Below are 13,824 nucleotides of genomic sequence, written 5' to 3'. Positions count from 1 at the left end.
AATGAAAACCTACGCTGCCAGACGCGCATCATTGATCGCTCAAATGCAGGCCAAAGGCGGCGGCATCGCCATCATCCCGACCGCGCCAGAAGTCATGCGCAATCGCGACGCCGATTATCCGTATCGCCACGACAGTTATTTTTATTACCTGTCCGGTTTTACCGAACCAGAGTCCGTCATTGTGTTGCTGGCTGGCGAAAAAAGTCAGTCCATTTTATTTTGTCGTGAAAAGAATCTGGAACGCGAAATCTGGGATGGTTTTCGTTACGGCCCGGAGGCTGCACGCAGCACATTCGGTTTTGACGCGGCTTATCCGATTGAAGCCATCGATACAGAATTACCGAAATTGATGGCGAATGCCCAAGGCTTGTTTTATGCGCTAGGCAGTGACAGCAAGCTTGATGGACAAGTGCAACGCTGGTTGCAAACCGTGCGCTCGCAAGCGCGCGCTGGCGTCACACCACCAAGTGCTGCCTACGATTTACAAGTGCTGCTGGATGAAATGCGCTTGAGCAAAGACGCGGGCGAAATCGACATCATGCAACGCTCTGCTGATATAGCCGCCGCAGCACATCGACGCGCCATGCGTATGGCGCGTCCGGGATTGCGCGAATACCATCTGGAAGCAGAAATCCTGCACGAGTTCCGCAACAACGGTTCGCAATTTCCCGCATATGGCTCCATCGTCGCCACGGGCGCTAATGCTTGCGTATTGCATTACAGAGCCAGTGACGCAGAGTTAAAGGATGGTGACCTTGTGTTGATTGATGCCGGCTGCGAACTCGATAGCTACGCATCCGACATCACGCGCGCTTTTCCGGTCAACGGCAAATTCTCAGGCCCGCAAAAAGAACTCTATGAAATCGTGCTCGCGTCGCAATACGCAGCGATAGAAGAAACACGCCCAGGCAAACGTTTCATGGATGGTCACGACGCTGCCGTCAAAGTCCTCGCGCAAGGCATGCTAGATACCGGACTGCTAGACAAAAATAAAGTCGGCTCATTAAGTGACGTGATCGAAAACCGCGCATACAGCCAGTTCTACATGCATCGCACCGGCCATTGGCTGGGTATGGATGTCCATGATGTTGGCGAGTATCGCGATGCTGCACCAAGCGGTTCAGAAAAACCATGGCGCACTTTGCAAGCCGGCATGGTGCTGACGGTCGAACCAGGCATCTATGTTCGTCCCGCAGAAGGCGTCCCCGAGCAATACTGGAATATCGGCATACGCATCGAGGATGATGCGCTGGTGACCGCTGATGGTTGCCACATCCTGAGTGCTGCCGCGCCAAAAACTGTGGCCGATATCGAAGCCTTGATGAAGCACGACTAAGCAAAATGCAAACCGATTTCGACATAGCCATTTGCGGCGCAGGCCCGGTCGGATTGACGCTTGCCGCCTTGCTGGTCAAGCATGGTGTTCGGTCTGAACGCATCGCATTGATCGATGCAAAAACTATCGAGCAAACCTCGCGCGATCCACGTTCGATCGCATTGTCATATGGCAGTCGTCAGATTTTTGAAGCGATCAATTCGTGGCCGATCGCAGCAACCCAGATCAATCAAATTCACGTCTCACGTCGCGGCCATTTTGGTCGAACGTTGATCGAACGCGAAGAATACGATTTGCCAGCGCTAGGTTATGTCACACGCTACGGCGCCATGGTAACGGCATTGAATGCGCACGCATCGAGTATCGGCATTAACTTGATACGTCCGGCAAGCGTGACTAACCTGGTCGAAAACGATGAAGCGGTGACGCTCACATTTGCCGATCATCCAGACATCACTGCAAAAATCGTGGTGCAGGCGGAAGGTGGGATTTTTACAGAACAAGTAAAAAAATCCGTGCATAGGGATTACGGCCAGACTGCGATTGTCGCGCATGTCACTGTCAGCTCACCGATTCCGCATCGCGCCTTCGAGCGTTTTACCGATGAAGGACCATTGGCATTGCTACCGCAAGAAGATGGTTATGCCTTGGTCTGGTGTGTGAAAGCGGAAACCGCACAAGCTTTGCTTGCATTGAACGATGCAGAATTTTTAGCGCAGCTAGGCACAGCTTTTGGCTCGCGCATAGGACATTTTACCGCAACGACCTCGCGCAATACCTTCCCGCTAGGTTTGAATGCACAAGCAGCATCGTCAGCAAGAACAGTGGCTATCGGCAATGCTGCACAAACCCTGCATCCGGTTGCAGGGCAGGGGCTTAATCTTGGCTTGCGTGATGCCAGCGTATTAGCAAGATTGTTGGCAAAGCAAATGGATGCAAACGCGCTGCAGGAATTTTCCGCCAGTCGTACCTCGGATCGCAATGCCACCATTCATTTGACCGACATCATGGCAAGGATTTTTGCGAGCGCACCTGCAGGTGGAATCTCGCAAGCTATTTTGGGATTTTCTTTGGGCCTGGTCGATGGCATAAAACCAGCGAAAAAATTATTGGCTGAACAGATGATGTTTGGAAGGCGGTCATAACAATCATCTAAAACGTTTCAGCGTATCGCCCAAACTCTATTCAAACTTTCAACAAAAAAACCGCCTCCAGTAATGGAGACGGCTTTTTATTTATGGCTTTACTAGCTGCAGGCTTTGGGTCACACCCACTTGCAAGATATAAATTCCACAAGCATTTAACAACAGCGATTTACTCAGCTGTTACGCAACAGAGTAAATCAAGCACCTACTTCTGCACGCTGGAATTCTGCCCAATTGATCTTCGCTGCTTTTTTGGCACCGTTCTCGGTCAATGTTTCAAAACAACGAGCTTTGGTTGTTTGAATCGCGTCGATCAGGAAATCTGCGTCATACACTTTCAGCAAATGCGACTGATGCGTTTCCATGTATTTTTTGATGCGGTCACGCTCGCAAGGCAAGCTTTGCAGCGCATGAAAGACATCGCTGTCCCAGTGCCAGCTCAAGCCGAGTTCGTAAAATGCTGCGTTATATGCAGCCAAGTGGCATTCAATCGCGTTGCCTATTGGACATTGTTCAAGTTCGACCATTGCACTTCTCCTTGGGTATGTGCACGTCATTGCGGAAACCAGTCCGCGATACCTTTTGCAGACTTCAGATGCATCGTAAGCCCTATAAATGATTAGGTATAGTTAAAGTATTTAATAATAATCATTAGTTATAGATAATGGTTAGAATGCTGAAAAACCTGATTTTTTGCGATCACGCGTCGTCTGAAAAATGAAATGTCGCGCTTTATCGTGATTCTTGACAGTCGTCATAGGCAATTTCTGGCGGGACAAAGTATTGTTCTGCCTCAAGCTAAACGCTAGGCAGCACCTCCTACCTTGTCGCGTTCAAGTGCTGACATGTATTAAAAAACTTCGGAAATATTTCGGGATTGATTGCGTCATGAAAGTCATCGTTTTAGGTTCGGGCATTATCGGCACGGCGTCCGCCTGGTTCCTGAACAAGGCGGGTCATGACGTCACCGTTATCGATCGTCAGCCTGGCGCCGCGCTGGAAACCAGCTTCGCCAATGGCTGCCAGATCTCTGTATCGCACGCGACGCCGTGGGCGAATAAAACAGCACCGATGACGATTTTCAAATCACTAGGCAAGGAAGATGCGCCTTTGCTGTATCGCTTCCGTGCCGAATGGTTGCAGTGGAAATGGGGCATGAATTTTCTGCGTGAATGCACACCTGCGCGCACTGTGCATAACATCCACCAGATTGTTGCGATCGCTGAATACAGTCGTCAGACTTTGCAAGCCGTGCGCGCCGAAGTCGATATTGATTACGACTGCCTGACGCGCGGCATTTTGCATTTTTATACCAAGCAAAAAGACTTTGACGAATCACTCATATCGGCTTCTGTGATGCGCGATCTTGGTTGCCCTCGCGTACCGATGAGCGCTGATGAAGCGATCAAACTCGAACCTGCATTGGCGCAGATACGCGGGCAAATTGTAGGCGCAGATTTCACTGAAACTGACGAGTCTGGCGACATCTACAAATTTACAACTGCACTGGCAAACAAAGCGCAGGAACGCGGTGTGGATTTTCAATTCAACACAACAGTCACGCGTCTGATTACTGACGGCGCAGGGGCCAGTGCACGCATCACAGCAGTCGAAGTCATCGATGCGCAAGGCTTTCATCAAACCCTGCATGCGGATGCCTTTGTGATGGCGATGGGAAGTTTTTCTGTACCTATTTTGAAACCGCTAGGTATAGATTTGATGATCTATCCAGGCAAAGGCTATTCCGCGACTTATCCGATTTTGAATCCAGAATTGGCGCCTACCGTGTCGCTGATCGATGATGGTTATAAGTTGGTGTTGTCACGTTTGGGCGAGAAGCTGCGCGTGGCAGGGACTTGTGAATTCAACGGCTATACGAGGGAGTTAAATCCAACACGTTGCGCGGCGATTACACGCCGCACGCGTGAATTATTTCCCGACGCCTGTGACTATGACAGTCCCGCTTATTGGGCTGGCTTGCGGCCATTGACGCCGTCCAATGTGCCGTACATAGGCAAGACGAAATTCAATAATCTATTTTTGAACACCGGACATGGTTCGCTGGGTTGGACCATGGGCTGCGGCTCGGGACGCGCGATTGCCGACATTGTTTCGGGCCTGCAGCCTGAAGTGAATTTTGCATTTACAGGGATGGAACCGCGCAAGAATAGCGCCGCGTTATTGATGCCTGCAAGTCCAAGCAAGCACACTGCTTAACAATAAAACTCGACTGAAATTACGGCGTTGTAGCAAGCGCCACATCATCAAAGATGATGCGATCTACGCCGCTCAGCAGTAAAAAATGTTTGCCGCTGCAACGTGCGATCAAAGACATATTCAACCGCTCCGCCACCATATGGCCCATCTGCGTTGCGCCTGAACGTGACAGCAAGAACGGGATGCCCATTTGCGCGCCCTTCATCACCATTTCAGAAGTCAAACGGCCGGTCGTATAAAAAATCTTGTCTTCGCCACGTATGCCATCGAACCACATCTTGCCGGCGATCGCATCGACCGCATTGTGACGACCCACATCTTCAACAAAATAAATCAACTCGCCTTCAGCTGAAAACAAGGCACAGCCATGTACTGAGCCCGCTTGCTTGTACACCGAACGATGGGTACGTATCGTATCGATGACTTTGTATAAAATGGATTGCGTCATGCGTGCATCTGGCGGTAGAGAAATCGAATCGACCGCATCCATCAAGCCGCCGAATACTGTGCCTTCACCGCCACCCGTTGTCACGGTGCGCGTGGCCGTGCGCTCTTCTATATTTTCAATGCCGTTACGCGTCACTACGGCAACCGCATCGACATCCCAATCGACTTGCACCGACAAGATGTCTTCGATGTTCTTGATGAAACGTTGATTGCGTAAATAGCCAAGCGTCAGTGATTCCGGCGCGCCACCCAAAGTCATCAAGGTCACCAGCTCACGCTTGTCTACATAGATCGTCAACGGCTGTTCAGCCGGGATCGCAATCGTCGAGGCACGGCCGCGCTCATCCATGACTTCTACCTCATGCGTGAGCTTGCGAACTGCATTGGATAAGGCCGGACGAACAGTCATATTGGAGAGAATAGAATCTTGAACAATCAGCGAACCAGCGAGAAATTATTTATTTCTGAATCGCGAAAACCAGCGATATAAAACATGCCGCAATTATGCCATCACACGGCTGATCTAGACGCAACGCAGACGCCAAAAATAAAAACCGGCACTTGCTGCAAGAGCAAGTGCCGGTTTCAGTACAAACAACTAAAGACTGAATCGTCTTAGTTAGTCGTTGCCATGCTGTTCGTCAAATTAACCAATGCCTGACCACCACCGTAGCTGGTTTGTACTGGTGCAGTGCCGCCCATCGTGATGCGGATTGCGCAGTATTTGAACTCTGGAATCTTGCCGAACGGATCCAGCGCAGAGTTCGTCAAACGGTTAATTGCAGCTTCGTAGTAGCAGAACGGCACAAACACCGCACCACGTGGCGAACTATCATCAGCACGCGCATACAGAGTAACTTCACCGCGACGTGACTCCAGCGTGATCAAATCGCCAGGCTTGCCGCCCATTGCAATCAAATCCAGTGGATGGATCAACGCGATTGGATCTGGTTCGATCGAATCGAGTACGGTTGCACGGCGCGTCATACTACCTGTGTGCCAATGTTCCAGCTGACGACCAGTGATCAAGACCATTGGGTACTCAGTATCTGGACGCTCATCCGCAGGAATGATATCCGCAGGGACGAAGCGAGCACGGCCACTTTCACGTGGGAATTCATCCATAAACACGACTGGGTCACCTGGATCGCCTTCTTTCAGGCAAGGATAGGTAACTGCATCTTCGCGCTCCAGACGTTCCCAGGTAATACCGGCAATGCTAGGCATGGTGTGACGCATTTCGTCGAATACTTCCGACACATGCTTGTAGTTCCAGTCGCAACCAAGGCGCTTCGCCATTTGCTGAATGATCCACAAATCTTGCTTGGCTTCACCCGGTGGATTGATCGCTTGGCGACCCATCTGCACGGTACGATCCGTATTCGTGAAGGTTCCGTTTTTCTCTGGGAAAGCACTTGCCGGCAAGATCACGTCAGCCAGATAAGCGGTTTCAGTCAAGAAAATATCTTGCACTACCAAATGATCCAACGCTGCCAACGCTTCACGCGCATGGTTCGCATCCGGATCCGACATCGCAGGATTTTCACCTTGAACATACAGACCGCGGATTTTACCGTCGGTAATTGCGTGCATGATTTCAACCACGGTCAGACCTGGTTCAGGATCAAGCAAATCGATCGACATATTCCATGCTTTTGCAAAGCTCGCACGGATCTTAGGATCGGTAACGCTTTGATAATCCGGATAAACCATAGGGATCAAACCAGCATCGGATGCACCTTGCACGTTGTTTTGACCACGCAATGGATGCAAGCCAGTACCTGGACGGCCAATCTGGCCCGTCATCAGCGACAGCGCAATCAAGCAACGCGCGTTATCGGTACCGTGAATATGCTGCGATACGCCCATGCCCCACAAGATCATCGATGCCTTGGAGGTCGCATACAGACGTGCAACGTAACGCAATGTCTCTGCATCGATGCCACAAATAGGCGCCATCAATTCAGGTGTGTAGCCTTCAACGTTTTTGCGCAGCTCTTCGTAACCAATGGTACGGCTTTCGATAAATTCTTTATCGACCAGACCTTCGGTAACGATCACGTTCATCATCGCATTCAACATCGCGACGTCGGTATCCGCCTTGAACTGCATGAAGCGATGCGCAATACGCGACATATCTGTACGACGTGGATCACAGACGATCAACTTGGTACCGTTGCTGACTGCATTCTTGATCCAGGTCGCAGCAACCGGATGGTTCACGGTTGGATTCGCACCAATGATGATGACCACTTCTGCCTTGGTCACGTCCATCACTGGATTCGATACTGCACCTGAACCGATACCTTCGAGCAGCGCGACAACTGACGATGCGTGGCACAAACGTGTGCAGTGATCGACGTTATTGCTACCGAAACCGGTACGCACCAATTTTTGGAACAGGTACGCTTCTTCGTTACTACCTTTGGCTGAACCGAAACCGGCCAGTGAACGTTTGCCGTGGGTATCGCGAATCTTCGCGAAGGTGCCGCCGGCAACTTCTAACGCTTCTTCCCATGTCGCTTCGCGGAATACTTCCATCACGCGATCCGGATCCATGATGGCATCGCCACGTTTAGGCGCATCAGCACGACGGATCAAAGGTTTGGTCAAGCGGTGTGGATGGTTTGCATAATCGAAACCGTAACGACCTTTAACGCACAGACGTTCGCGGTTAGCCGGACCATCACGACCTTCAACGAAAAGAATCTTGTTGTCTTTGATGTTGTAAGTCAGTTGGCAACCAACGCCGCAGTATGGGCAAACAGATTCAACTTTTTTGTCCGGCACACTCATCGCGACATCACGCGCTGGCATCAAGGCGCCAGTCGGGCAAGCCTGTACGCATTCACCGCAAGCGACGCAAGTCGATGCACCCATAGGGTCATCCATATCGAACACGATTTGTGCATGATCGCCACGGAAGGCCAGACCGATAACGTCGTTCTCTTGTTCGTCGCGGCAAGCACGTACGCAACGCGTACATTGAATACACGCGTCCAAATTAACGGTCATCGCTGGATGCGAAAAATCGGGAGCTACGCGTGCACGTGCTTCGAAACGTGGCTTGCCGACTTCCATTTTCGCGGCCCACTCGTCTACTTCGTTGTGACGTGTGTAGTCGGTTTCTGGCATGTCGGACTGCAACAGTTCCAGCACCAGTTTTTGCGATTTCACTGCGCGTTCGCTTTCGGTATTTACTTTCATACCGTTAGTCGGATTGCGGCAGCATGAAGGAGCCAGGACGCGTTCGCCATTGATTTCGACGACGCATGCACGGCAGTTACCTGCAGTGTCCATGCCTTCTTTATAGCAAAGATGCGGGATCTCGATGCCTTCGCGCTTGGCGATGGTCAACAGCGTATCGGTTGCGCGGCCGGTTACTTCACGACCGTTCAATTCAAACGTTACTGTCGGCACTTCGAGTTGTGCCATTTCGCTTCTGGTAATTGCGTTCATTATCTTTTCACCTTAATCCGGGGCTACGTGCTTAAGCCAACTCATGCGGGAAGTACTTGACGACACAGTCGATCGGGTTAGGCGCAGCCTGACCCAAACCACAAATCGACGAGTCGCGCATGACCAACGAGAGATCTTCCAGCAAACCAACATCCCACTTCGGTTTCTTGATCAATTCTGCTGCTTTCGCAGTACCGACACGGCACGGTGTGCATTGACCACACGATTCGTGTTTGAAGAAGTCCATCATGTTGCGTGCTGCTTGAACTGCTGTGTCTTTATCCGACATCACGATGACAGCCGCGGAACCGATGAAGCATCCGTATGGTTGCAAGGTGTCGAAGTCGAGTGGAATGTCGTTCATCGATGCTGGCAAGATACCGCCCGATGCGCCACCTGGCAGATAGCCGTAGAAGGTCTGACCTTCCAGCATGCCGCCGCAATGTTCGTCGATCAATTCCTGAATCGTGATACCGGCTGGCGCCAATTTTACGCCAGGATTTTTCACGCGACCGGATACCGAATACGAACGCAAACCTTTGCGACCGTGACGGCCGTGCGATGTAAACCACTCGCCGCCTTTTTCCAGAATGTCGCGTACCCAGTACAGCGTTTCAAAGTTGTGTTCCAGCGTAGGACGGCCGAACAAACCAACTTGCGCAACGTAAGGTGGGCGCAAACGTGGCATGCCGCGTTTGCCTTCTATCGATTCGATCATCGCGGATTCTTCACCGCAGATATACGCGCCAGCGCCACGACGCAGGAAAATTTCCGGCATGTTGGCGATAGGTGGATTGGCTTTCAATTTCGCCAATTCCGCTTCCAGCATGGTGCGGCAACCGTGGTATTCGTCACGCAGGTAAATATAGATAGTTTGGATGTCGACAGCCCATGCTGCGATCAGCATGCCTTCGAGGAAACGATGCGGATCTTTTTCGAGATAGACGCGATCCTTGAATGTACCTGGTTCGCCTTCATCGATATTGACTGCCATCAAACGTGGGCCTTTTTCGCCACGTACGATGCGCCATTTGCGACCTGATGGGAAACCCGCACCGCCCAGACCGCGCAGACCCGAATCTTCCATCGTCTTGATGACTGATTCAACATCACGTTCACCGGAAACACATTTTTTCAACAGATCGTAACCACCAGCACTTTGGTAGCCAGCGAAGTTGACGATGTCGCCAGGTGCTTGGGTGATTTGTTTGCTTTCTACAGTTGCTTGCACTGCTTCGCACGTTGCGTGGATCACTGGATTTTGACCAACGACGGCAACTGGCGCCTGCTCGCAACGACCAACGCAAGGTGCTGCAATGACGCGCACTTCTTTGCCCAGAATTTTTGGCAACTTAGCCAGCAAATCACGTGCGCCCGCCATTTCGCAAGACAAGCCGTCGCATACGCGAACGGTCAATGCTTGTGGCGCTACTTCGCCTTCTTTAACGATGTCAAAGTGGTGATAGAAGCTGGCAACTTCGTATACTTCAGTTTGTGCCAAACGCATTTCTTGCGCCAGCGCAGCCAGATGGCTGGAAGCCAAATGACCGAATTTATCTTGAATTTTATGCAGATGTTCGATCAGCAAATCAGCCTGACGGGATTCATCACCCAACAGTGCGCGCACTTCTTCCAGTGCGACTGGATCGACGCGACGGCCTTTAGGCGCTTGACGCTTGCGCTCTTTCGTATTCACTACTTCTTGCACTGCAATTGGGATGACTTTGTGGTTCATGATAGTTCCTAATCAACTTACAAACACCGGACCGTATCCGGGTTTTATCAACGTGCGCTTTATGCATTACTGACTGCAGAGATTTACATTTCTCTGCAGTCAGTTACTGCCAATATCTGTGCTGCTTGCTATCTCTATCTGCTGCTCATGCTCACTACTAATTTCAACTATAGATTGACGATTTCAACGTACATATCGCCCATCTTTGCCTATCAAGGTCAGCTCAACAAAATTGCTGCCCGTGTGATCCTTGTCGCTATAGGTAACTGACAAACCACCCATATCTACGCGCTGCATTGATTCCAATCCACGCACAAAACTATCGCGCGTCAGATTACGTCCAGCACGGCGTAAACCTTCAACCATCACTTTCGCGGACAAATAACCTTCTAGTCCTGCGTAAGAAACCGTTGCGCCACTTGCCTTCGCTGCTGCTTGAAACTCTTTACCCAAGCCGCTGGAAGACAAATTCGGCGGTGGTGTTACTTGCGACAAAATCAAACCTGCTGCGTCCGGCCCAAGATCCTTGATGAAATCCTGCGACGAATTATTCGACAGCGTCATGATCTGCATCCGGCCACCGTGCGCGCGTATCGCCTTGATCACATCCACCGTATTCGAACCAGAACTCACAATCACTAATGCATCCGGCTTTGCGTTTACCAGCTTGAGCGCAACCTCATTTACATTCGGTTTGATACGCGGAAAAATCTCAATAAAAGCCGGCTTCAATTTGTACTCAGCCATGCCTTTATTAAATCCGTTGAACCCATCAAGCCCTAATGCATCGTCTTTCTCGTACGTCAACAAACCAATGTTTTTAAATCCCAGCGTATTGAAATGCTCGATCGCTTTGACTACTTCATCCTGATACTTGGCCCGCACATTAAATACCCAGCGATTAAGCGGGGTGTGCAAACTTTCAGCTCCGGTGCTCGGCGCAATCAAAGGCACTTTGGTCGCTGCCAATTCCGGCAATATCGCCAGAGTGTGCGGCGTACCGCGACTCTGAAACAATGCAAAAACTTTGTCCTTCTCTATCAGTGTTTTGGCATTCGCCAAGGCCTTTTCAGGCAAGTACTGATCATCCAGCGTACGTATTTCAATCTTGCGGCCGTTTACTCCGCCTTGCTTGTTGACCGCCGCTATATAAGCATGCGCGCCTTCATTCATTTCTTTAACCGTCCCGGCCACTGTGCCGGTCAGACCGATGGTTTGGCCGATCAAGATCGTGCTATCTGTAACACCGTCTTCAGCATGAACTGCTTGAAAAACACCCGCCATTAACAGAATAGCTGGCAGTACTTGTCTCCACCCCTTAACCATCAATTGTCTCCTCAGAAAACTATAAATATGCTTTTTTTAGCATAACTTAGACTTCTTCAGGTGAGCGTATCTTATCGACGCGCCCCCACCCTCGGCATTGACCGGGATCAATTTTCCACATGATCTTAAGTACATATGTGAAGTTGAACTCTAAAATCTCAAATAAAATCCGTCTTTTACCCGCATTTTCACAGTAAAAAGAATCATTCTCATTTGAATGGCCATTTTTTTTAGCTACCTGAATGCTATCTTAATTCGCCTTGACTGCCTATCCATACGAATTACAATCATTATGTTAAATTAAGCATATATACCGGAGCAAATGCGGTATCGCCTTACATCATCCGGCGCACCACTACCGATCCGCCAATAAAAAAGCCCCTACCTTCACAGGTAGGGGCTTTTTTACAGACTGGTCGATATTTAAGAAATTACGCCGTCTTTACGCAAGTCAGCGATTTGCTCCGCACTGTAACCAAGTTGGCCAAGCACTTCTTCTGTGTGCTCACCAAGCAATGGCGAACGAGTCACGTCGGTAGGGCTGTCCGACAATTTGATCGGGTTACCGACTGTCAGGTATTTTCCGCGGACTGGATGATCAACTTCAACGATCGTACCGGTCTCACGCAGCGATGGCTCTTCAGCGATCTCTTTCATCGACAAGATCGGGCCGCAAGGGATGTCGAACTTGTTGAGGATGTCCATAGCTTCGAACTTGGTCTTGGTCTTGGTCCACTCTTCAACTGTTGCGAAGATGTTTTTCAAGTGCGGCAGACGCGATGCTGGTGTTGCGTATTCTAGATCTGTCAGCCACTCTTCTTTACCAATCACTTTGCAGATTGGCGCCCAAACTGCACCTTGAGTGATGAAGTAAATGTATGCGTTAGGATCTGTTTCCCAGCCTTTGCATTTCAGGATCGAGCCTGGTTGGCCGCCACCTGATGCATTGCCTGCGCGCGGTACGGAATCACCGAACGGAGTATCCGGATATTGCGGATATTCCTTCATGACGCCAGTGCGTTCCAGACGTTGTTGATCGCGCAGCTTGACGCGGCACAGATTCAACACAGCATCTTGCATAGGTGCTAAAACTTTTTGGCCACGGCCGCTTGAATGACGTTGCAACAATGCGGCGAGAATACCAAGCGCCAAATGGAGGCCGGTACCGCTGTCGCCGATTTGCGCGCCAGTTACCATTGGTGGGCCGTCGTCAAAACCTGTAGTCGATGCAGAACCGCCTGCGCATTGCGCGACGTTTTCATATACTTTGCAATGTTCGTACGGGCCAGGGCCAAAGCCTTTGACTGACGCGACGATCATTTTTGGATTGAGTTCGTTAATACGTTCCCATGTGAAGCCCATACGATCCAACGCGCCTGGTGCGAAGTTCTCTACCAGCACATCGCATTCCTTGATCAGGGTTTCGAGCACTTGTTTACCCTTAGGATTTTTAGTGTCGAGCGTGATCGAACGCTTGTTGTGGTTGAGCATCGTGAAGTAGAGACTGTCTGCTTCAGGGATGTCACGCAATTGTCCACGTGTGGCATCGCCTTCGCCTGCGCGCTCTACCTTGATTACGTCTGCACCGAACCAAGCCAGCAGTTGGGTACATGTCGGGCCTGATTGCACGTGTGTGAAATCAAGGATGCGATAGCCGCTTAATGCCTTACTCATCAACTACTCCTATCTTGTACAAAAAAGCGCGAGCAGACAAATGTCTGCGCGCGCCATGTTCAATTAATTGCGCATGGGTTGAGCTCTGGTATCTGGAGCATGTCATCCGGCAGCTTCACCATGAACGACTATGCACTTATTCACCTGACCAGTACCAGATTATTACGGTGTTCTTTACTTCCTTGCACTTGCAAGGCATCGAGAAAAATCAGTCTCAGGATTACCAGAGGCGTCACTGAAATATGCGCTTTTGCGCATGCTGATTCAAGTGGCCGTATCATATCGATCAGCTTGCGTTTCTATCATTGACCCCGGTCAATTTTCATCGCATGACATCGCTCGTCGCCCTAGACAGAGCAAGCAATTCCGTGCTGCATGGCAGCATTCATATGCACGCCGTGCCCGTGCTACGGATTATAAAGTAATACTACATCGCGTCAGAATATGACGAGTAACAAGAGCATCATTTATAGAATACTGCTTCA

At 50.4% G+C, this 13,824-nt stretch carries 9 protein-coding genes; 3 read left to right on the top strand and 6 right to left on the bottom strand.

The window, feature by feature from the left end:
* The first annotated feature begins 1 nt into the window (after position 1).
* Positions 2 to 1,336 (top strand): aminopeptidase P N-terminal domain-containing protein, encoded by a 1,335-nt coding sequence (locus tag Q7T66_RS17010; RefSeq protein ID WP_304934293.1) that lies wholly within the window; start codon positions 2 to 4, stop codon positions 1,334 to 1,336.
* A 5-nt stretch (positions 1,337 to 1,341) separates the two neighbouring features.
* Positions 1,342 to 2,481 carry a UbiH/UbiF/VisC/COQ6 family ubiquinone biosynthesis hydroxylase gene (locus tag Q7T66_RS17005; protein ID WP_304934292.1) on the top strand — a complete coding sequence of 380 codons (1,140 nt, stop codon included), beginning with the start codon at positions 1,342 to 1,344 and terminating at the stop codon, positions 2,479 to 2,481.
* 197 nt (positions 2,482 to 2,678) lie between these two features.
* Here Q7T66_RS17005 and Q7T66_RS17000 read toward each other — a convergent pair whose 3' ends face one another.
* Positions 2,679 to 3,008: a hypothetical protein gene (locus Q7T66_RS17000; RefSeq protein WP_304934291.1), complete on the bottom strand. Its 330-nt coding sequence runs from the start codon at positions 3,006 to 3,008 to the stop codon at positions 2,679 to 2,681.
* Between the two features lie 361 nt (positions 3,009 to 3,369).
* On the opposite strand from Q7T66_RS17000, the gene Q7T66_RS16995 reads away from it, so the two are divergent.
* Positions 3,370 to 4,698: a D-amino acid dehydrogenase gene (locus Q7T66_RS16995; protein ID WP_304934290.1), complete on the top strand. Its 1,329-nt coding sequence runs from the start codon at positions 3,370 to 3,372 to the stop codon at positions 4,696 to 4,698.
* Between the two features lie 19 nt (positions 4,699 to 4,717).
* Here Q7T66_RS16995 and Q7T66_RS16990 read toward each other — a convergent pair whose 3' ends face one another.
* The 5 genes from Q7T66_RS16990 to frc form a co-directional block, all read right to left on the bottom strand.
* Positions 4,718 to 5,554 carry a formate dehydrogenase accessory sulfurtransferase FdhD gene (locus Q7T66_RS16990; RefSeq protein WP_304934289.1) on the bottom strand — a complete coding sequence of 279 codons (837 nt, stop codon included), beginning with the start codon at positions 5,552 to 5,554 and terminating at the stop codon, positions 4,718 to 4,720.
* A 206-nt stretch (positions 5,555 to 5,760) separates the two neighbouring features.
* Positions 5,761 to 8,604: a formate dehydrogenase subunit alpha gene (gene fdhF / locus Q7T66_RS16985; RefSeq protein ID WP_304934288.1), complete on the bottom strand. Its 2,844-nt coding sequence runs from the start codon at positions 8,602 to 8,604 to the stop codon at positions 5,761 to 5,763.
* A 31-nt stretch (positions 8,605 to 8,635) separates the two neighbouring features.
* On the bottom strand, positions 8,636 to 10,339 hold the full coding sequence (locus Q7T66_RS16980) for an NADH-ubiquinone oxidoreductase-F iron-sulfur binding region domain-containing protein (RefSeq protein ID WP_304934287.1): 1,704 nt from the start codon (positions 10,337 to 10,339) through the stop codon (positions 8,636 to 8,638).
* Positions 10,340 to 10,522: 183 nt separating this feature from the next.
* A complete protein-coding gene (locus Q7T66_RS16975; RefSeq protein ID WP_304934286.1) occupies positions 10,523 to 11,665 on the bottom strand; it encodes an ABC transporter substrate-binding protein in 1,143 nt (380 codons plus the stop codon).
* Between the two features lie 423 nt (positions 11,666 to 12,088).
* A complete protein-coding gene (frc, locus tag Q7T66_RS16970; RefSeq protein ID WP_304934285.1) occupies positions 12,089 to 13,339 on the bottom strand; it encodes a formyl-CoA transferase in 1,251 nt (416 codons plus the stop codon).
* Positions 13,340 to 13,824 lie beyond the last annotated feature (485 nt).

Source organism: Herminiimonas sp. (assembly GCF_030655415.1).
This window is presented reverse-complemented; position numbering and strand designations above follow the sequence as displayed.

Bases quoted from the DNA above. Each gene is read 5' to 3' on its own strand.
- Q7T66_RS17000 (WP_304934291.1), bottom strand. From the start codon at position 3,008: ATGGTCGAACTTGAACAATGTCCAATAGGCAACGCGATTGAATGCCAC.
- Q7T66_RS16995 (WP_304934290.1), top strand. From the start codon at position 3,370: ATGAAAGTCATCGTTTTAGGTTCGGGCATTATCGGCACGGCGTCCGCC.
- fdhF (WP_304934288.1), bottom strand. From the start codon at position 8,604: ATGAACGCAATTACCAGAAGCGAAATGGCACAACTCGAAGTGCCGACA.
- Q7T66_RS17005 (WP_304934292.1), top strand. From the start codon at position 1,342: ATGCAAACCGATTTCGACATAGCCATTTGCGGCGCAGGCCCGGTCGGA.
- Q7T66_RS16990 (WP_304934289.1), bottom strand. From the start codon at position 5,554: ATGACTGTTCGTCCGGCCTTATCCAATGCAGTTCGCAAGCTCACGCAT.
- Q7T66_RS16980 (WP_304934287.1), bottom strand. From the start codon at position 10,339: ATGAACCACAAAGTCATCCCAATTGCAGTGCAAGAAGTAGTGAATACG.
- Q7T66_RS16975 (WP_304934286.1), bottom strand. From the start codon at position 11,665: ATGGTTAAGGGGTGGAGACAAGTACTGCCAGCTATTCTGTTAATGGCG.
- Q7T66_RS17010 (WP_304934293.1), top strand. From the start codon at position 2: ATGAAAACCTACGCTGCCAGACGCGCATCATTGATCGCTCAAATGCAG.
- frc (WP_304934285.1), bottom strand. From the start codon at position 13,339: ATGAGTAAGGCATTAAGCGGCTATCGCATCCTTGATTTCACACACGTG.